We start from the raw sequence: 19,033 nt of genomic DNA, 5'->3' as shown, positions 1-19,033 counted from the left end.
CTTTGTAAAATATAAAAAAATAGAATAAAAAACAGGAAAAACTTCCAATTTTCTTTGATTTTATGTTAAAATTGTTAAAAACAAGCCGATATAAAAAGTAAGCGATAGCTTTATTAGCCATTTAGTCCTATATGGACTTTTCTTTTACGGCAAAAATAGAACATACGTTTGTATGGAGGTTTTGACATGACTTATTTTTTAACCCATTTAGAAGAAGATATTAAACGGTTATACACTCAACTGCAAATAAGCGGTCCTGCCTATGTAGACATGCATAGGATCGCCGCTGAATTTCATGTATGGGTACACTACGAGGATACTGGCAGCATGATGATCAAACATCAAGGTCTTTACAGTATTATTTTAAACAGAGCCTTATCGTCAGAAGAACAGTGGCAGGATTTCGCCCACGAGCTTTGTCATGTGCTGAAGCATACAGGCAACCATTTTAACATGCACAAGCTCTTTCGAGAACTGCAAGAGTTTCAAGCAAAACAATTCATGTATCACTTTTGTGTTCCGACTTTTATGCTGCTGCAAATGACGCTCCCAAACCTTAGGCAGCAAGCCATTTTGCATATTGCTCAAACATTTCATGTCACTCGGGATTTTGCTGAAAAACGGCTTGCTCTATTTGAACAGCGAAGAGCCGGCATTCAATTTCAAAAAGAATTCACTTCTTATTTAATGAGAGCAGGCAAGGTCGCAGAAAATGAAGTTGCGTATCAAACAAAAGCGTCTGCACACGTGACGTCAGAAGTTTATTCATAAAGGCTTAACACTTGTTTCAGTACATTTGTGTATTGATAAAATTGTTCGGTTTGTGTATCACGCCTACGGCTCCGCCTAAAGTCTTGAAAGAAAGCTCTTCTCTGAGCTTGGCTAATTTCAATTTGAACACTTTTTCCTGTGAGGCATTGATTATTAATATTTTGAGGATGTGTTCCAGCAAATTGATCCGATTCAGATAAAAGTAAGGCATGGAAGCCATTTTGTGTGAGACACTTCACTGTTTCAGCAGCTTTTTCCCTGTCGGTACCGCCAACTAAAGTTTGTAGGACGTCTGTTTCTCCATAGCCGTGGAGTGCAAACGTATAATGATGTGTATGCACTTGAGAAAGACAAATCGGCTCATCAAAACGTGTGCTCGTAATATGAAGAACATGATTGCCTTTCACTTTAAGGCCCTCGAATAAATACATAGAATAATCGGTTGCTACTTCATGGACCAGCTCGCTCACGCCAGATTCAATTCCTCCCGCATGAGGTGACAGGACGAGAAGCTGATCCCCTTTCCGCTGATGAAGAATCTGATAGTCGATCCCTTTTCTTTCATGAGCGGAAAGCTCTTCATAATTTTGATACGTATCTATGATTTGATTCATTCCATCTGCCCCATTTCTCTATATGAGCATAAGTCTACTGATCGCAAATTCTTTTGTAAAGTGTTTTCGAATAACCAGTGTGATCTGAATGCATCCTTAAATTTTCCTTATCTTTACGGGCTAACTGTTGAATGTTGAGAAAAAATGACCGATAATTGAAATGAATAGAACTTTTGGACTATATGAATCTTTTTGTAATCTCTCTCATATATTAGAATATTGCGATCTACACCTGGAGGAATTCATGTTTAAAAAGAAAACCACCATCATCCTTGCCATCTTATGTCTTAGCTTCGCCGGAATTATTTACTGGAAATGCTTCTCTCTTCAAGGCGTGTCTCACGGAACATTCATCCGCTCGATATCATCACCTGATGGAACCTATACCATTAACACATATCGACATAGCGGAGGAAAACTAAAAGAGAATGCGGTCAGAGCAGAAATTGAAAACAAACTCACCCATCACAAAAAAACAATCTACTGGAAGTACCCTGATAAAGATCCTCTGATCAAATGGGAAAATGCACAGCTCGTTCAAATTGGACATGAGTTTTTAAATGTGGTCAAAGGTGAAACATACGATTATCGCTTTGATCAGAAAAATAGAAAATAACGAGCCAGCAAAAAAACGAACCCTTTTTGGATTCGTTTTTTACGTTGACATCACCTTTTGCATAAATTCTTTCATTTCTTTGCTAACCGTCGTCAACCTGTCTACAATTTCACTAAACTCCGTCACTAATAAAGCCTGTTCTGAAGATGACCCTTTCATATGGCCCATACTCTCAAGTAACGTATGTATATTAGAGGAAATCCCTTGCAATGAGCTTTCTATGTTTTCTGTTGCACGTGAGGTTTCGCTTGAGAGTTTTTGAACCTCGCTCGCTACCACACTAAAACCCGCCCCCTCTTTCCCTGCCCTGGCCGCTTCAATTGAAGCATTCAATCCTAGCAAACTCGTTTGTTTAGAGATACCTTTGATCATTTTTGTAATATCTGAAGTTTTTTTCGAGCTTTCAAGTGTTTGCTGTGTTTGGAATGTCATTTCCTCACTTGTCGCAGAGAGCTCTTCTGAATGAGCCGCCACCACATGCACTTTTTCTTGAATACTTTGAATGATGTCGTTCAATGACTCCATATACGCCTCAAGCTCTATTTGATTTTTAAGCGGAAAACCTAAAGCGATTGCACCAATGACTTGTTGATTTTCATCGAAAATCGGCAATCCCATTGCATTTAAAGGCGTCCCATACACCGATTCAGGTACAAATGTACTTGATGTTTCGCCTCTAAGCGCATTTTTCATATTCTGATCATCTGGTTTAATGGGATCTCCTGTCCGTATTTGAAAATCCACATCTTTTGATGGCAAATACAGCAAGAATTTTTCTCGATCAATGACCCCCATCGTCACTTCATCTTTTAAAATCTTCATCATATAAGGTGCTGCTGTTACAATACTCTGTAGTATATCCATCTTCTCTACCCCCTTAATGTATTTATCGGTCATTCCTCTTAAATTTGATTATTGTTTTTTAAAAATAATGATCAAGATTGAAGTTTTTTTCATATTTACGAGTAAAAAGTATGCCAATTCCTTTCTATATTCAAAAAAACGAGAATTTGCTATACTTAGAAAATCAACATATGATGAAATGGTCATGTAACCATTTTATATATTCACTGGAGGCGCATGTTGTGACACAACCCATGAAGTATGAGCGGGCGATCGTCATCGGAGGCGGAATAACGGGAATGCTCGCTGCAAAGGTTTTATCAAGTTTTTACCTTGAAGTATTGATCATTGAAAAGGACGAATTGCCAGACGCTCCTGAAAATCGTCTTGGCACGCCTCAAGCTTTTCATCCACATAGAATGCTGCCACTAGGCAAACAAATAGTGGAACGTCTATTTCCTGGTTATACAAAAGAATTACTAGAATTGGGCGGGTACAACACATGGCATCAGACATCTCGCTTTATGACAAAAGATGGCGAGTTAGTACTCACCGATACTGAAGAAACAGCTGTCACACGACGTGCCATGCTAGAGTGGGTGCTGATGCAAAGAATGTTACGTGAGGATCGTGTTCAATTTTTAGAAAAACATGAAGCGATCGCTCTTCTTTTTGAAGAAGAAACGACTAAAGTGAGTGGATTACAGGTCAAAGATCGGAGGATAAAGCCTGGAATCATCAACAAAATAAGTGCGGACTTAGTCATTGATACGTCTGGAAGAATGTCTAAATTGCCAAAATGGCTGAAAAGCGCAGGACGAACCTTGCCGCAGACAGATGAGCTAATCGTGTCTCTTGGCTATAGCACGAGATACTACCAAATACCACCTGAGGCACCGAATCTGGAACCAATGGTCATCGTTGGACAGCCAAATAAGAAAATTCCAACAGGACTGTTTGAACGAGTAGATCATGATTTAGTAGCGGTTCTTCTCTCAGCAGCTGGCGGCTCTCATTATCCAACAACGGACGCTAATCAGTTTGATGTAGAGACCGCTAGGCTGACCAATCCCTCTATAGCAGAAGCCATCACTCATTTAATTCCCTATACGAAACCAAAAGGATTTAGAGTTCCGGCTTGTGTCAGAAACCACTATGAACAAATGGAAGATTGGCCAAGCGGCTTATTGGTCATGGGTGATGCCTTATGCACATTAGATCCAATACATGGTCAGGGAATGACAAAGGCAGCTCTTGAGGCACAAACACTTGAGCGTATGCTCAAACAAGCACAAGAAGATAGGCTTATTTCTTTTGAACGGCATACCTTACAACAAATGCAGCACGCCAATGAGCTTGGCTGGTGGCTCTGTGCAATTGCAGATATGGCATGGGAAGGCGTCGAGTTAAAAGGAACCCCCATTTCCCATCTGACATTTGTACAAGAATTTTTCAATTATTATGTACAATATGCCGTTCAAACAAAACAACCTAAATGCCTTGAGGCGTATCATCGTATGCATTCATTCTTAATAGAACCGAGAAAAATCATCAACCTAGAGCAGCTGCAAGACATGATTCAAGCTGACTCCACTGGTGAGGTCCGCAACTGGTGGCAGAGGTGGGATCAAAAGAATGATGAATTAAATCGAGCTTTCTTCTATGAAGCTGTTCCAGATTTTCAATTACATCTGTTGCTAAAATCAACATAAAAAAAGCCCCTCAAAGGGGGCTTTTAATTAACGTAATAATTGAAGTACGTTTTGTGGCTGTTGGTTCGCTTGTGCAAGCATTGCTTGAGACGCTTGAGAAAGAATGTTGTTCTTTGTGAACTCACTCATTTCTTTCGCCATATCAACGTCACGAATACGAGACTCAGCAGCTGTTAAGTTTTCAGCAGAAGCGCTAAGGTTGTTGATTGTGTGCTCTAGACGGTTTTGTACTGCACCAAGCTTAGACCGCTGAGCAGACACTTGCTTAATAGCTGTTTCAATAATACCAAGTTGTGCATCAAATCCAGCAGCTTCCTCGCCATCTTCACCACTTGCACTAATAAATTTTGTCACATCGATTCCAGCAACAGAACCGGCTCCATCTTCACCTTCAGCCGTCCCATCTGTACCTAAAACTGAAGCACCCATGTTTTCGATGTTAAGTGTAATTTGTTGTGTTGCGTTTGCACCGATTTGGAATACAAGGCTTTGTGCCTCACCACCGTCATCAGCACCCTTAGACGAATAAGTTCCATCTAATAATTTCTTCCCGTTAAACTCTGTACGAGTAGAAATACTTGTAATCTCATCTTGCAAGTTTGAAATTTCATCTTGAATGGATGCCAAATCCTCTTCCTGCTGTGTACCTGTGTTCCCAGCTTGAACAACAAGCTCACGAATACGTTGAAGTATCGCATGAGATTCAGTCAATGCGCCTTCAGCCGTTTGAATAAGAGAGATACCATCTTGAGAGTTTTTAGTAGCCATTTCTAGACCACGGATTTGACTTCTCATTTTTTCAGAGATCGCAAGACCTGCTGCGTCATCCCCTGCGCGATTAATGCGAAGACCAGAAGAAAGTTTCTCCATGTTCTTTTGGCTTGAACCGTTGTTAGTAGAAAGACGATTCAATGTGTTAAGTGCTGCGATATTGTGGTTAATTCTCATATTAAATGACCTCCATGTGTTTGAACCAATTAGACATCCATGTCTAAAAGTTCTAAATTAGAATTTTTCTGTAAGCCTTACAATCCATTTATCGAACTTTAATGGAATATGTTTAACAAAAAAGGAATAAATAAGGGAAAAGTCTCATTCAATATGATCGTTTCGCTAGAGTATGCCAAATTTAAAGGTCGTTTTTCATGATTTAACAGAGGGATTAAAGAATCACAAGTGAAGAGAAGGAGAAAAAGCGAAGAAAAAAGAGCATAAAAAAAAGCCCCATTAAGGGGCCTTTCATTAACGTAGTAATTGAAGTACGTTTTGTGGCTGTTGGTTCGCTTGTGCAAGCATTGCTTGAGAAGCTTGAGAAAGAATGTTGTTCTTAGTGAACTCACTCATTTCTTTCGCCATGTCAACGTCACGGATACGAGACTCAGCAGCTGTTAAGTTTTCACCAGAAGCACCAAGGTTGTTGATTGTGTGCTCTAGACGGTTTTGGACTGCACCAAGTTTAGCACGTTGAGATGATACTTGATTGATTGCATCGTCAACAATCTTTAATTGAGCATCATAGCCATCAGCTGCAACATCAGGTGCATTAGTAGCAAATTTAGTTACATCTAAAGAAGAAACATTTAAAGTATCGTCTGTTCCAAGTGCATCAGCAGACATTGCTTCAATGTTAACTTTAATTTGTTGCGTAGCATTTGCACCAATTTGGAAAACCAAATCCTTTTGATCTGCAGGAGTAGTTGTATTAACTGCATATTCTCCAGTAAGTAACTTTTTACCGTTAAATTCTGTACGGTTAGAGATACCATCAATCTCTTCGATTAATGCATCCATTTCCTCTTTAATAGCAGTTAAATCTTCAGTTTGTTGAGTACCAGTGTTACCTGCTTGAACAGTTAGTTCACGCATACGTTGAAGGATTGCATGAGTTTCAGTCAATGCACCTTCAGCTGTTTGGATAAGAGAGATACCGTCTTGTGCGTTTTTAGAAGCCATTTCTAATCCGCGGATTTGTCCACGCATTTTTTCAGAGATTGCAAGACCTGCTGCGTCATCTCCTGCACGGTTAATTTTAAGACCAGAAGAAAGTTTCTCCATGTTCTTTTGGCTCGCACCGTTGTTTGCAGACAAACGGTTTAATGTGTTAAGTGCTGCGATATTGTGGTTAATTCTCATTTCCTATTACCTCCATGTATGTGGGACCTGACAGACGTCCTTGTCTGAAAAAAGTCCTTTATTCTAGGGCTTAACAACCCTGACAATTCTATTATCGGACGTGGTTATGGGATGTTTAGCAGATTTTTAAAAAAATATCTTGTTTTTTTATGATGTTCATCCTATTTTTAACAATAATACAAAATATAAAAAGCTGCTAATCTATTATCAGCAGCTTTCATTTTATCAATATTGCTTGATATCAAACATTAAGATATTTTGGTACACCACGTAATCTTTCTTACTTGTGAAAGGTCCTTTATTGTGTTCATCATTGATCTCATAAAAGTTCATTCCGATTCCAAAGCTTCTTTCTTTATACCAATTAAGAAAATTGTTGATTTCTTTCATTGAGAGCAGATAATCCTTTTGCAGTCCGTTTATCATAGTAATTGAAAGTATACCTTTTGTTGATTCTTCCCCAGGCTTTGTTCCATCCTGATCTTTCGGTTCTTCGGTTGACCCATCACCAGGTTTTGTTCCGTCCTGATCTTTTGGCTCTTCTGTTGTGCCATCACCTGGATTTGTCCCGTCCTGATCTTTCGGTTCTTCTGTTGTGCCATCACCTGGATTTGTCCCGTCCTGATCTCTCGGTTCTTCTGTTGTGCCATCACCTGGATTTGTCCCGTCCTGATCTTTCGGTTCTTCTGTTGTGCCATCACCTGGTTTTGTTTCCTCCTGATCCGTTGACACTTTTTGCAGATCTTTTAATGGAATAGAGATAACAGATTTAAAATTGTTTTTGACAGAATGACTACCAATTGATTCAGCATAGTCTCTTCCACCAATAACATATAATTGATCATCAGCAATAACTGCCACAGATCCGACTCTACCTTCAGGGATTTCATATAAAGAATCTTTAACTTGACTAGTTTGTGGATCAAATATTTGAACTTGTTTTAATAATTTGCTAGATCTATCACCAATTTGCTGTCCACCAATGATAAATAGTTTATGATTATATGTCGCATATGCAGCTTCATAGGCAAAAGAATTTAATTGCACATCCTTTAAGCGTTGCCACTTCCCTAGCGACCTATCATATTCTAAAATGTCTTTATCTTTCCCTCGGCTAACATTAGCCTCACCACCAGCAATATATATTTTCCCATTTATTTCTGAAATACTTCTACCTTGGTGATTCACTAATAGGGAACTATCTAAAGATTCCCACTCTCCACTTACCGTATCATAGGAATAAAAGTTTTCTTTATAGGATGATAAAGAGGATACGATATAAATCTTTTCTCCAACTGTAACAGCTCGTAAGGCACCTGTTGTATAGGATGTATATATAAATTTATCAGGCATCTTAATCGGTTCTTCTGTCCATTGGTCAAGTTCTGTATCATAAACATCCATAGTTCTATGAACTGTTTTAGTCGTTTCATAGAGACCGCCAATGACATAGATTTTTTTATCTACTGTCGCATAAGCAGCACCTGTTCTTGACCTAGGCATCGCTGATTTTTCTGTCCACGAATCAGTTTTAGGATCATACATATATGTTGAATCATTGAACTTAGACTGCTGGCTAGCTCCACCGAATACATATATTTTTCCGTCAACTACACCTACACTTGCTCCGATACGCTCTTCCGGTAAGTCCGCTCGCTTCGTCCAACCATTTGTCTCAGCTGCATGAGCTTTTAACGGATGAATTGTGACCATCATAAAAATGGTCAAAAGCACTAAAAATAATCCTTTTTTCATCGTTTCTTTCCTCCATCTCTTAAATTTCCCTCCTTTTATCGACATATTTGTAATAAAATTTAATTTTTGCCGTTGTGCCTGTCATAAATTTAGGACGCTCTTATTTCTATTAGTATCTTTCTACATATATCAAATTTATCTGACATTACCTTTTCATAATCGCTTCTTCATCTTTCAACTGAATCATAAGTGAGGATTGAATATATAATAAATTGATAATACGTCGTGCCATTTCTGAGGGAGATGCATTGTAGTCATTTCTGATCCATTCAATGATAAAACCAAAGATGCCGTATGAACGATACTGGACAAAATAACTGTCGTTGATTTCTTCATACTGATCACTAACAAATGACATTCTATTTTGGAAGATATATTGTATTTTCTTAAGCAATTGTTCTTGTATGTGGGGAATTCGGTCTTCCATCACTAATAAATCATAATAGTCGCGATTTTCAACGATATATTGAAATACATCGGTGCCCTCTGGTTTCATGCGAGTTAAATCCAACAGTGGATTTTCACGAGTCGGCTTACAAAATTCATATTCGAAATTGACCATTTCCCGGTGAATAACATCTGCTGCTAATTCATCTTTACTTTCATAATGCACATAAAACGTCGTCCGATTATAGTTTGCCTTTTCCACAATATCCTTCACTTTTACGTGCGAATATCCTTTTTCTTTTACTAGTATTTTGAATGTTTGACGAAGTGTTTCTTTTGTTCGCTCAACACGGCGATCCTCTTTTTTGATCATGGGCCCCTCCTTTAGACACTTTTTAAAAAATGTTGATTAGAGATACATAAATTCATTTGTGTTGAAAACCTATACAAATAAGTTTTTTTGCTGATTGAAACGAAAAATCTTTCGTCCTACAATCAACTTAGTCATAAAGAAATGAATTTTTTGTGACATTTGATCTAACTTCTTCAGAATATCATACTATACAAAAAGTGAGGGCACATGATATGGAAATTCAAGCGATGGTCACAACAAATGAAAAAGATTTCGAGAAACAAACATTATTACTAGATGATCCAAAAGCAGATGAAGTGCTTGTCAAAATCGTTGCATCTGGCGTTTGTCATACGGATGCCACTGTATTAGATGGCACGCTTCCTGTCCCACGTCCTGCTTTATTAGGACATGAGGGCTCTGGCATTGTCGTAAAAGCAGGTTCTAATGTCACAACCGTTCAAGAAGGAGACCACGTTGTACTTGGTTTCGCTTATTGCGGTCATTGCCATAATTGTCTTGACGGGAACGCTGGTGGATGTGAAAACATGATTCCACTGAATTTTTCTGGTCGTAATAAACATAATGAAACGCCTATCCATACACATGATCATCAAGATGTATCACAATTTTTTGGTCAATCGTCATTTGGTACATATGCAACGGTTGATGAGAAAAATGTGGTGAAAGTAGACAAAGAAACTGATTTACGTTATTTAGGACCATTCGGTTGCGGCTTAATGACTGGGAGCGGTACTGTCTTAAATTCACTTGCTCCAGCTCCAGGTACAAGCTTTGTTGTGTTCGGTACAGGCGCTGTTGGTTTAAGTGGGTTAATGGCAGCAAAAATTGCAGGCTGTGATCCGATTATTGCCGTTGATATCCATGATAGCCGCCTTGAGCTAGCAAAAGAATTAGGTGCAACACATGTCATCAACAGTAAACATGAGAATCCAGCTGAAAAAGTTAAGGAAATCACAGAAGGAAAAGGAGCACATTACTCATTTGAAACAACTGGAGTACCAGAAGTCACGCTAGCTGCCCTTCACTGCCTGCGTGTCAAAGGAACTTGTGCAACAGTAGCAGTAGGAAAGCGCGATTTAACGTTTAATGTGACCAATGATCTCATGCTCAATGCACTCACGCTAAAAGGTGTGATAGAAGGCGATGCCGTTCCTCAACTATTCATTCCTAAACTAGTCAAGTTCTTTAAAAATGGACAATTCCCAGTTGAGAAACTAGCAAAATTCTACGAATTAGAAGAGATTGAACAAGCTTTTGAAGATTCTAAAAATGGATCTACGATTAAACCAATTCTTATTTTAGATAAAGAGTATCGAGCTTAAGCCGAAATAAGACGTGAAACTCAAAATCCCCCTTTCCATATAAAGGGGGATTTTTGGACTTTCATGCTGTCCTTACCTTCACACATACATCACCGGCGTCGATATTTTAATAATCTTCCCGCCTCGACGATAAAACCTTGGAACACGGCGGCTTAATGTTGCAATGACTTCATAGTTAATCGTATTGAGCATTTCAGCAATTTCATCAACAGAAATTTCTCCGCCCTTTTGACGGCCATAAATGACGACTTCCTCGCCTTGCTTTGCTTTCATCTCTCCTAAGCTGATCATCGTCATATCCATTGTGACTCTGCCAGCAATCGGCATTCTTTCTCCGCGGAAAAGCATAAACCCTCGATTGGATAAAGCACGTGAGTACCCATCTGCATAACCAATCGGTATGGTCGCAATGACTTCGTCAGGCTTTGCCACATAGGTTGCCCCATAGCTGACGGTTCTTGGCTTTGTCACCATTTTCTTCACGAACGCAATCCTTGCTTTTAAACTGAGAGCGGGCTCTAACTGAACAGCGTCTAAGCTTTCAATGTATTGCGAGGGATACAATCCATAAAGTCCGATACCAAGCCGGATCATATCGGCGCTAAATTCAGGAAACGCAATCGAAGCAGCTGTATTGTTCATATGTACGGTCGGCAGTTTGATCCCTTCTTCTTTCAAAAACCGAAGAAAATCAATGAAGATGCTGTGCTGCAGCAACGTGAAATCAGGGTCAGGCTCATCCGCAGTGGAGAAATGCGTAAATATTCCATCCCACCTCAGGTTTTCACTCTTTTCAAGCGCCTTCACCACCGCTAACAGCTCTTCCTTTGTCCGTACACCTAATCGCCCCATCCCCGTGTCAACATTGACATGAATCCCAAGCCGGCGCTGGCTTTCTTCTTCCGCTAAGATCTCATTTGCTTGAGCAATCCAGTCTTCTCGAAGGCCGGAGAGATCAATTCTCCAGGCTGCGGCCCTTTTCACACAATCGAGCGGTGTAAATCCAAGAACCAAAATCGGCGCTTCAATTTTTGCTCTTCGCAGCACAATGCCTTCCTCTAAGCTAGCAACTGCAAGTTCTGTCGCACCGCTTTCTAGTGCCTGCCGTGCTACCTCCACTGAACCGTGTCCATAAGCATTCGCCTTCACGACAGCCATGATCTTACTTTTTCTTGGAATATGCGCTTGAATCGCTTCGATATTCCTTTTTATCGCATCAAGATTGACTTCGATCCAGACTTCCCTGCAAAGCTTTTGCATGTATTTCTCCTCCTAATCAATTTAATCATCCCTTTATCCATGTTCGCTTTTATGCGTAGTCTATCTTTATTCATTTTTAGGAAAAAACATTCAATCATGCCAAAAACAAATAATTCCTAAATATGTATATTTTTTGAATTTTTATTTATTTAGACATTTTTTGACATTTTTCTCCTACTAGACGTGCTATTCTTATAAGAATCTGTTAAACATTGGTTTAATAGAAAAATAAGGAAAAGGGAGATGTTTTAATGTTTAAGGGAAAAATGAAAAAAATAGTGGGAGCTACTCTCTTCACTGGTGCTTTAATGTTCTCTGCAATTCCTGCTGATGCCGCTTCGAATTTAATCCCTATTAGGGACAAGTATGATGGCTATCAATATCAATGGAATGGCTACAATAGCAGTGGAGTAGCAACCGTTACCGTTTTCTTTAGAGATTCGAATGGTAAGTCTTACTCTAATACTTATGAATGTGTCACTGTTATAAGCGGCACTTGTTATGTTTACGAATAATGTAAAAATGCAAAAAAATCTGCCCCTTTATTAGGGCAGATTTTTTCACTTCACTTACTTAGAGGCCTCACATGAAATGGTGATTCCCCCTAGTAATTATTTTTCATGTGGTACACTTTTCTAGCTATTCTCATATTATTAACAACATTGAATCGATATAAAGGTGAAAGAGAAATTTAACATTGGCAATTCAAATTTTGAATGAGTTTATAGTGGAGTTTTGCGAATGAAAAATGAGACTTGAGAACTTTTGAATCTTTGTTGTTCTAGTATCGGCTTATACTGCCTGCCTTCCAATCAGAATGTTAGATTCATGAATGCTTTGCTAACTATTGATTTTGATTAAAATCTTTAGCGATAAGAAAGGTGACAATCAAATAGAAGATTGTGCCGAAAAACATACCATTTAACAAACTGATTAACAACATCTTACAAATCAGACCAACATAATAAGACACTGGCGTCCCTGGAAATACAGCCATATTTAACAGGCTAATCATAAAGGTTAAAGCAAAGAATATAATGAAAATCCTTCGAAATAATTTGGATTTTAACATTGTCATTTTACTTCCTCCTCAGTATATTTTATGTGAAAAATATACTTTATCCATTGCATAAATTCCATTTTAAAGTAAAAAGCCCTTTAAGGGCCTTTTACTAAGCAGAATAACCGATACTTGCTGTATGACCTCTCCTAGCTTCATCATGACTTGCTGTAACTTCAGATGTGAAATAACTCACAACACTTATCACACTCATCACCACGAATACAATGGATACAGTTTTAAATTTCATATAGACAGTCACCCCGCTTTACTTGAACTTGGAAATAAAGAATTTTTTCATAAAACAGCATTGCCTTGTCTTTATCTCCCAATTCATTATAATATTTTGCGGCATCTTTTGCTAAGTCTTCAAGGTCAGGATACATGGACTTCATCTCTAACCATTCTGAAATTTGTTCTAGTTGTTCAAAATTGTTGTCAACGTATAGTGATTTTAAAAACGTAAAGATACGTAACAGCACATGATCTTTCAGTTTTTCAGATAGTTCTATTCCGCTATGCAAAGCATACGTACCTAAATCCTGTTCGTTCTTTTTAAAATAGGCTTTTGACAACATCACGAGAGGGTCTAAAATCCGATTTAAATGCTCGTAGCCCCGCTCTTTAAATGCTCGAATCGAGTCATTAAAGTGAATAATTGCTTGTGCTAGGTCACCATGATGAAAATAGCTCAACCCTAAATTATAGAGCGCTGACCCTTCTAATCTTTTTGTTGAGTGATCGGCAACTTGTTCTAGTGCGCGTTCAAAATGTGGAATGGCTTTTTCGGGACAGCCCATATCGATATAGTTTAAGCCAATGACAAAAGAACATTGAATTTCTCTAACTGTGTATGTATCTTTTTCTCGGTAACATTCTATCGCCTGTGCGATATGGTGCATGGACATGTGGGTTTGTTTCATGTGGTAATAGATTTCAGCCATTTTGTAATTGAACTCGGCACGTTCAATATCGTCACTTACAAGGGTTAACTTTTTTTCTGCCCGCTTATAGAAGGTAATCGCATTTAAGTATTCGTAGTTCTCAAATTCATACATGCCGTAGAAAAAATTGAAGTAATATTCTAGCAATCCTGTTAATTTCTCTTGATCTTTTTTTATCTTCACTGCAAGTTCCCTGAAGTTCGCTCGTTCTTTCCCATTTTCTAAAGGATCCAAGTAATCTAGCATTAATTTATGTCTGAACTCCATGAGTGAGAAATATAATAATAAATCCTGATTTTCTTCCATATCATCAAGCATCGATTTGATTTCTTCTTTATACGCCTCGGCATCAGGAACATTAAATCTTTGAATATGATAATACCATTCATTGATTTTCAAGCCGACGTGAGAAGAAAGTACTTTTTTCATCCACCCCTACTCCTCCCTCTATTTTCCCTATAATGACATATATTATCATTTCATAAACCTTTCGACACCGAAAATAAACCGCAAAAAAGCCCCTTGTAAAGGAGCTAAAACATAAATGATCTTTCTTCATAAACAAGAACCCAGTATTCCGCCCCCGGTTCTCCTTCTTCTACCACTGCTTTCCAACCTCTTTTGTGATAGAAAGATAAAGCCTTGTGATTTTCGGAGACGCATTTGAGGGTGACCGGTGTTCCTAGAACTTCTATAGCATGTTGAAGCAATAGATCTCCAGCCCCTTGACCAGCCGCATTTGGATGGACAAACAAGAGATGAATAAAACGATCTGGTACATAGAGAGAAATGAAACCAAGGATTTTATTGTTCTTCTCGACTAAAAAAATTTGTTCCTCCTGGGTATCCTGATCAAAATCATGCAGATTTATTTCTTCCGTATGGAGCCAGTGAAAACTTTGCCGGCGGGATTCGAAATAAATGTCTCTTAATTGTGGATAGTCGATCGTTTTTGCTTCTCGTATAAGCATGTGAATCCCTCCAATTTCCAATTAAATAGGGCAGCCTCTAGACATAATGACCGAAATGCTTCCAGCGAGTAAAATTATGAGCTGGATCCTTCTTCACGTTTTCCCCCTAACTTCATAGATAACTGAACACCAATCATCAGCATCACGATGGCGAGCATTGCGAAAATAGCAGCTTGAAAATGTCCGCTGATATCGAAAATCAAACCGATTAAAAATGGACCAAATCCTCCCATGATGTACCCGCCCATCTGTGACATCGCTGACCATGTACCGGCTTCTTCTGGCGTACGCGTTTCAATAATAGGCAACATAAGCGCCAAAGGAAATAATCCACCTGCTCCAATCCCTAGAAAAATAACAGCTGGCAGGATCGGCATTGGCAATAGAAGGAATATGAGGCCAATCAGCTCTGACAAACTGCATAAGATCAGAAATAATTTCGGCTTTCCTAGACGATTGACGATGTTTGGAACGAGTAATGCCACCGGAATCTGAATGAGTGTAAATATCGTAAGCAGCATGGCGGCATACTGCGGACTATTCCCAAAATCAAGCGCAATGGGTGAAATCCACGCTGTTAACGAATAGAACATGCTAGACATAAAGCCAAAGAACAAGGTGAATTGAATGGCTTTTTTGTTTCGCAGCGGTAATCTCAGCGGCACATCTGCATGATCCGCTTGTTGGTTTTGACGAGCTAGACCGAGCCATAAAATCAGTGCAATAACGCCTAAAACCGCCCAGCAGGATAACGCAAGTGGAAGGTTATGCTCACTGCGAAGGTAAATCGGAATGGTCAAGCCCGAAGCAAGTGCAGCTCCAACTGTCATCGATATAGAGTACACACTGACAATCCCAGGACTTTTCGGGAAATACTTTTTAATAAAACTAGACAACAATGGTCCGGCAAAACTAATTCCAACTCCTCCTGCAAAAGCAGTCGTAAGAAGGATGGTAACCGTTTGACTTGTACCACGCAGTCCAGTCGCAATTGTGATAAGAAAAATCGAGAAAAAAAGAGTTCTCTCTAATCCAAACCGGCGGCTTAGTTTCGTTGCTACAGGGGCAAACACTCCCATGCACAAGACCGGCAAAGTGGTTAAAAGACTTGCCGTGAGTGCACTAACGCCAAGGTCTGATTGAATCATGCTCATCATAGAAGCTACGGATGTAATGATTGGGCGCAAGTTTAAGGCAGCTAAAAATAAAGCAGCTAAATAAAATATTTTTTTTATCAATACTCTTCTTCCTCTCTCATCTTGTTGAGGTTACTATGAGTATAAATCCGCTTCATTCATTGATCAATACAATAATTCGTATTATGATGATAGGAAAATACTATCATTAATGAAAGGATGGCATATGGATACTCGTCACATTACCTATTTTATGGCTGTATTCGATCATTTACATTTCACAAAGGCTGCAGAGCAACTAGGTATATCACAGCCTACATTAAGCCAACAGATTCAGCTGCTTGAAGCTGAAGTTGGGATGCCGCTTTTTGACCGAATCGGTAAAAAAGTAGTTGCAACTGAAGCTGGTACGCTTCTTTATCAATATGGCATGAAAATGCTTCAGGCTGAACGAGATGCCAAAAATGCTATGAAAGAACTGTTATCTGAACAGCGGGGCACTGTTCGGCTTGCCGTCCTCCCCTCTGATCTTGACTTTCAGCTTGTTCCGCTTTTTGTAGAATTTAAAACGCTGTATCCAGAGATCAACCTAAAGGCTTTTTCGACCATCTTTGTTCGTGACGAGGTGCTCTCACATAAAGTCGATATCGGAATTGGGCTGCGCGGGCCTGCGGATAAACGACTGATTCAAATTCCACTTGGCGATGAGCCCTACGAATTGTTTGTTCATTCAGACAGTGAACTGGCAAAAAGGCGTGAAGTGACGCTAAAAGAGCTGACAAAACATGCACTGGTCATGTATCCAAAAGGCTATCTAGGAAGAGATTTGGTCGATGACGTATGTAAAGAACACGGTTTTGAATTGGACACGGTCATGGATGTTGGGTCTGCCACTTCATTATTGCAGCTGGTTGAAGCCGGTATCGGCGCCACCATCCAGCCAAGAGGGCTGTTAAAGCAACATTCAGCATGGCCTAATATTGTCTCTATCCCTATTTCTGCCCCTGCTCCTGTTCGGCATCTTGAATTAACGTATTATGCCGATCGATTTGTGACCAAAGCGCAAAAACAGCTATCTGAATGGCTAATAGACTTTTTTAAATCAAGAACAAACTAAAAAGTGAGGGTAACACATGAAGAATGCAAACAGCATATTTACAAGAACAAACCGGGTTGTGATTCGTCAGTTTGATCAGCAGGATATTGAAGCATTTTATCAATACCGATCAAATCCCTCTATTGCCACATTTCAATCTTGGGAAAACTACACGCACGAAGACGCTGAATCATTTGTTCAACACCAAATGACGCAACAACCTAATCAACCAGGGACGTGGTTTCAATACGCGATTGCCTTATCTGAATCCAATCAGTTGATAGGAGATTGCGCCATTCATACACTCGGCAGCGAGCCTAGAATCGTTGAAATAGGATTTACCCTAGCGCCTGAATTTCAAGGAAAGGGCTATATTCATGAAGCCTTGAATTCAATGATCGAATATATTTTCACTACACTGAACAAGCATAAAATCATTGCCTTTACAGATGTACGAAACGAAAAATCTATTCGAGTGCTGGAACGTTTAGACATGAGACGCGAAGGACATTTGCTACAAAATTATATGTCAAAAGGACATTGGGTCGATGAGTATCAATATGCGATTCTTCAATCCGAGTGGGCCGCGAAGCGTCATTAATCATTTATTTCCTATTCAAAATCCCTAAATAAGCGCTCCAAGGTCCTACATCGGTTCGATATCGTTCCGCCATGACCCGAACAATTTGGGAAATATGGGTGAAATCATGGACAACCCACGCAGAAAGTAATTCGCTCACTTGCACGACGCCGAATTCTGGATGGACGCTCTTTTTCTCTAGATCAAGACTTGAATGTGTCATACGCTGAATGTATGCCACATTCTCCATCCGCACATGATGAAACTCCGCTAGTGCTTGTTCTATCTGTCTTTCAGTTTGATTCAAATGGGCGTAGCGGTCAAATGCAGGAAATGGGGTATTCTCTCCATCAGCAAGAATGACATTTAATCGGGGAATCCAGTTGAATTTCTCTGCTTCAATCAAATGTTCAATGACTTCAACGGGATTCCACGTTCCCTCCCCTTCACGACTGTGAAGCCAATCCTTCGATAAACCTGACAAAAGACTTTCTAATGTACGAGGAGTTCGACTCAACATATCTAAAGCTTCATTCAAATTGAAATTCATATGGCTGCTCCTTTATCAATTTTTCTTTATTCTAATGTTTTTTAATTAGATTGCAACTCATACCGCAAAACAGATAAAGAAGAAAATAAAAGACGCTTTTGATAAAACCTTCTATATACAAATAGAACTTTTCTATAACGCTCAGCATGCTTTCTTTTTTTATAATAGAAAAAAATGAAATGTGGTGATAGTGATGTCTACAACGATTGGGATTATGGGCGGTATGGGCCCTTTAGCGACGATTGATCTGATGAAAAAAATCATCTCTCATACACCAGCTATTAAAGATCAGGATCATCTCCATGTGATTGCTGATAATTATCCGCAAATCCCTGATAGAACCAATGCCATATTTGGGAAAGGCGAAGATCCTACAGAATATATGATTGCATCAGCTAAAAGATTAGAACGCGCAGGAGCGGACTTTATTCTGATTGCATGCAATACCGCTCACTTCTTTTTAGAAAACGTACAACAATCCACTCATATCCCTATCATGAATATGCCATTAGAAACCGCAAAGCACCTGAACAAACATCACTATACGTCTGTGGGCTTACTATGTACTGATGGCACATTAAAAACCCAGCTCTATCAAAAGGCTTGTGCCCATCACAAGATTGATGTCATGACTCCTAGTGAAAATCTTCAGAAAAACGTGATGAATGGGATTTATGCCGTGAAAGCAGGGAAATTGAGTAAAGGCGAAAGTGAACTGGCGTTAGCTGCAGAAATTTTAATCAATCAAGGAGCAGAAGCCATCATTGCCGGCTGTACAGAAATTCCTTTAGTTCTAAGGTCAACCAAAGCTGTGAAAGTGATTGATCCTACTGTCATTTTGGCGAAAGAAGCTGTAAAATTAGTGTATGAGCTTGAAAAGCTAAACATTTAAAGAACGTCATATAAG

The 19,033-nt window shown here is 39.2% G+C and carries 19 protein-coding genes; 8 read left to right on the top strand and 11 right to left on the bottom strand.

The window, feature by feature from the left end; genetic code table 11:
* Positions 1–186 precede the first annotated feature (186 nt).
* The gene (locus AC0VYC_RS06035) at positions 187–771 is read left to right on the top strand and encodes an ImmA/IrrE family metallo-endopeptidase (protein ID WP_024719587.1); all 585 of its coding nucleotides are present in this window, start codon (positions 187–189) and stop codon (positions 769–771) included.
* Here the strand turns inward: AC0VYC_RS06035 and AC0VYC_RS06030 are convergent.
* The gene (locus AC0VYC_RS06030; RefSeq protein ID WP_047945590.1) at positions 762–1,385 is read right to left on the bottom strand and encodes a poly-gamma-glutamate hydrolase family protein; all 624 of its coding nucleotides are present in this window, start codon (positions 1,383–1,385) and stop codon (positions 762–764) included. The genes AC0VYC_RS06035 and AC0VYC_RS06030 overlap by 10 nt on opposite strands.
* Positions 1,386–1,629: 244 nt before the next feature.
* On the opposite strand from AC0VYC_RS06030, the gene AC0VYC_RS06025 reads away from it, so the two are divergent.
* Entirely contained in the window at positions 1,630–2,001 is a 372-nt protein-coding gene (locus tag AC0VYC_RS06025) for a DUF5412 domain-containing protein (protein WP_017359605.1), read from the top strand.
* A gap of 39 nt (positions 2,002–2,040) precedes the next feature.
* On the opposite strand, the gene AC0VYC_RS06020 is transcribed toward AC0VYC_RS06025, so the two are convergent.
* Positions 2,041–2,865: a methyl-accepting chemotaxis protein gene (locus AC0VYC_RS06020; protein ID WP_019743472.1), complete on the bottom strand. Its 825-nt coding sequence runs from the start codon at positions 2,863–2,865 to the stop codon at positions 2,041–2,043.
* Between the two features lie 221 nt (positions 2,866–3,086).
* On the opposite strand from AC0VYC_RS06020, the gene AC0VYC_RS06015 reads away from it, so the two are divergent.
* Entirely contained in the window at positions 3,087–4,556 is a 1,470-nt protein-coding gene (locus AC0VYC_RS06015) for an NAD(P)/FAD-dependent oxidoreductase (protein ID WP_475389685.1), read from the top strand.
* A 27-nt stretch (positions 4,557–4,583) separates the two neighbouring features.
* On the opposite strand, the gene hag (AC0VYC_RS06010) is transcribed toward AC0VYC_RS06015, so the two are convergent.
* The 4 genes from hag (AC0VYC_RS06010) to AC0VYC_RS05995 form a co-directional block, all read right to left on the bottom strand.
* Positions 4,584–5,504, bottom strand: a complete 921-nt coding sequence (gene hag, locus AC0VYC_RS06010) for a flagellin Hag (protein WP_041092274.1) — start codon at positions 5,502–5,504, stop codon at positions 4,584–4,586.
* Positions 5,505–5,798: 294 nt separating this feature from the next.
* A complete protein-coding gene (gene hag / locus AC0VYC_RS06005; protein ID WP_041092272.1) occupies positions 5,799–6,689 on the bottom strand; it encodes a flagellin Hag in 891 nt (296 codons plus the stop codon).
* A 225-nt stretch (positions 6,690–6,914) separates the two neighbouring features.
* The gene (locus AC0VYC_RS06000; protein ID WP_475389682.1) at positions 6,915–8,444 is read right to left on the bottom strand and encodes a Kelch repeat-containing protein; all 1,530 of its coding nucleotides are present in this window, start codon (positions 8,442–8,444) and stop codon (positions 6,915–6,917) included.
* A 145-nt stretch (positions 8,445–8,589) separates the two neighbouring features.
* Positions 8,590–9,204 carry a TetR/AcrR family transcriptional regulator gene (locus AC0VYC_RS05995; protein WP_440147706.1) on the bottom strand — a complete coding sequence of 205 codons (615 nt, stop codon included), beginning with the start codon at positions 9,202–9,204 and terminating at the stop codon, positions 8,590–8,592.
* A gap of 212 nt (positions 9,205–9,416) precedes the next feature.
* Between AC0VYC_RS05995 and AC0VYC_RS05990 the strand changes: the two genes are divergently transcribed.
* Positions 9,417–10,529 (top strand): NAD(P)-dependent alcohol dehydrogenase, encoded by a 1,113-nt coding sequence (locus AC0VYC_RS05990; RefSeq protein WP_007498906.1) that lies wholly within the window; start codon positions 9,417–9,419, stop codon positions 10,527–10,529.
* Positions 10,530–10,607: 78 nt separating this feature from the next.
* On the opposite strand, the gene alr is transcribed toward AC0VYC_RS05990, so the two are convergent.
* Positions 10,608–11,789, bottom strand: a complete 1,182-nt coding sequence (alr, locus tag AC0VYC_RS05985; protein ID WP_025207190.1) for an alanine racemase — start codon at positions 11,787–11,789, stop codon at positions 10,608–10,610.
* Positions 11,790–12,040: 251 nt separating this feature from the next.
* Here alr and AC0VYC_RS05980 point away from each other — a divergent pair, with 251 nt between their 5' ends.
* On the top strand, positions 12,041–12,304 hold the full coding sequence (locus AC0VYC_RS05980) for a hypothetical protein (RefSeq protein WP_024720168.1): 264 nt from the start codon (positions 12,041–12,043) through the stop codon (positions 12,302–12,304).
* A gap of 784 nt (positions 12,305–13,088) precedes the next feature.
* Here the strand turns inward: AC0VYC_RS05980 and AC0VYC_RS05975 are convergent.
* The 3 genes from AC0VYC_RS05975 to AC0VYC_RS05965 all read right to left on the bottom strand — a co-directional run bounded on the left by AC0VYC_RS05975 (position 13,089) and on the right by AC0VYC_RS05965 (position 15,999).
* Positions 13,089–14,222, bottom strand: a complete 1,134-nt coding sequence (locus AC0VYC_RS05975; RefSeq protein WP_096881305.1) for a response regulator aspartate phosphatase — start codon at positions 14,220–14,222, stop codon at positions 13,089–13,091.
* Positions 14,223–14,326: 104 nt separating this feature from the next.
* Positions 14,327–14,764 carry a GNAT family N-acetyltransferase gene (locus tag AC0VYC_RS05970; protein WP_096881304.1) on the bottom strand — a complete coding sequence of 146 codons (438 nt, stop codon included), beginning with the start codon at positions 14,762–14,764 and terminating at the stop codon, positions 14,327–14,329.
* 74 nt (positions 14,765–14,838) lie between these two features.
* Positions 14,839–15,999 (bottom strand): MFS transporter, encoded by a 1,161-nt coding sequence (locus AC0VYC_RS05965; RefSeq protein WP_327861973.1) that lies wholly within the window; start codon positions 15,997–15,999, stop codon positions 14,839–14,841.
* Positions 16,000–16,111: 112 nt separating this feature from the next.
* On the opposite strand from AC0VYC_RS05965, the gene AC0VYC_RS05960 reads away from it, so the two are divergent.
* Positions 16,112–17,017 carry a LysR family transcriptional regulator gene (locus AC0VYC_RS05960; RefSeq protein ID WP_019743043.1) on the top strand — a complete coding sequence of 302 codons (906 nt, stop codon included), beginning with the start codon at positions 16,112–16,114 and terminating at the stop codon, positions 17,015–17,017.
* Positions 17,018–17,033: 16 nt separating this feature from the next.
* A complete protein-coding gene (locus AC0VYC_RS05955; RefSeq protein ID WP_035700391.1) occupies positions 17,034–17,597 on the top strand; it encodes a GNAT family N-acetyltransferase in 564 nt (187 codons plus the stop codon).
* 4 nt (positions 17,598–17,601) lie between these two features.
* Here AC0VYC_RS05955 and AC0VYC_RS05950 read toward each other — a convergent pair whose 3' ends face one another.
* On the bottom strand, positions 17,602–18,126 hold the full coding sequence (locus AC0VYC_RS05950) for a DinB family protein (RefSeq protein WP_475389678.1): 525 nt from the start codon (positions 18,124–18,126) through the stop codon (positions 17,602–17,604).
* Positions 18,127–18,319: 193 nt separating this feature from the next.
* Between AC0VYC_RS05950 and cuyB the strand changes: the two genes are divergently transcribed.
* Complete coding sequence (cuyB, locus tag AC0VYC_RS05945; protein ID WP_041507435.1) at positions 18,320–19,018, top strand: cysteate racemase; 699 nt, start codon at positions 18,320–18,322, stop codon at positions 19,016–19,018.
* Positions 19,019–19,033 lie beyond the last annotated feature (15 nt).

This window comes from Bacillus sp. iso_77 (assembly GCF_056173625.1).
Note: the sequence above shows the minus strand (reverse complement) of the source record. Positions and strands in the feature narration are given on the sequence as shown.

Bases quoted from the DNA above. Each gene is read 5' to 3' on its own strand.
- AC0VYC_RS05960 (WP_019743043.1), top strand. From the start codon at position 16,112: ATGAAAGGATGGCATATGGATACTCGTCACATTACCTATTTTATGGCT.
- AC0VYC_RS06030 (WP_047945590.1), bottom strand. From the start codon at position 1,385: ATGAATCAAATCATAGATACGTATCAAAATTATGAAGAGCTTTCCGCT.
- cuyB (WP_041507435.1), top strand. From the start codon at position 18,320: ATGTCTACAACGATTGGGATTATGGGCGGTATGGGCCCTTTAGCGACG.
- AC0VYC_RS05970 (WP_096881304.1), bottom strand. From the start codon at position 14,764: ATGCTTATACGAGAAGCAAAAACGATCGACTATCCACAATTAAGAGAC.
- AC0VYC_RS06020 (WP_019743472.1), bottom strand. From the start codon at position 2,865: ATGGATATACTACAGAGTATTGTAACAGCAGCACCTTATATGATGAAG.
- hag (WP_041092272.1), bottom strand. From the start codon at position 6,689: ATGAGAATTAACCACAATATCGCAGCACTTAACACATTAAACCGTTTG.
- AC0VYC_RS05975 (WP_096881305.1), bottom strand. From the start codon at position 14,222: ATGAAAAAAGTACTTTCTTCTCACGTCGGCTTGAAAATCAATGAATGG.
- AC0VYC_RS05995 (WP_440147706.1), bottom strand. From the start codon at position 9,204: ATGATCAAAAAAGAGGATCGCCGTGTTGAGCGAACAAAAGAAACACTT.
- AC0VYC_RS05990 (WP_007498906.1), top strand. From the start codon at position 9,417: ATGGAAATTCAAGCGATGGTCACAACAAATGAAAAAGATTTCGAGAAA.
- AC0VYC_RS06000 (WP_475389682.1), bottom strand. From the start codon at position 8,444: ATGAAAAAAGGATTATTTTTAGTGCTTTTGACCATTTTTATGATGGTC.
- AC0VYC_RS06025 (WP_017359605.1), top strand. From the start codon at position 1,630: ATGTTTAAAAAGAAAACCACCATCATCCTTGCCATCTTATGTCTTAGC.
- AC0VYC_RS06035 (WP_024719587.1), top strand. From the start codon at position 187: ATGACTTATTTTTTAACCCATTTAGAAGAAGATATTAAACGGTTATAC.
- AC0VYC_RS05955 (WP_035700391.1), top strand. From the start codon at position 17,034: ATGAAGAATGCAAACAGCATATTTACAAGAACAAACCGGGTTGTGATT.
- AC0VYC_RS05950 (WP_475389678.1), bottom strand. From the start codon at position 18,126: ATGAATTTCAATTTGAATGAAGCTTTAGATATGTTGAGTCGAACTCCT.
- AC0VYC_RS05980 (WP_024720168.1), top strand. From the start codon at position 12,041: ATGTTTAAGGGAAAAATGAAAAAAATAGTGGGAGCTACTCTCTTCACT.
- alr (WP_025207190.1), bottom strand. From the start codon at position 11,789: ATGCAAAAGCTTTGCAGGGAAGTCTGGATCGAAGTCAATCTTGATGCG.
- hag (WP_041092274.1), bottom strand. From the start codon at position 5,504: ATGAGAATTAACCACAATATCGCAGCACTTAACACATTGAATCGTCTT.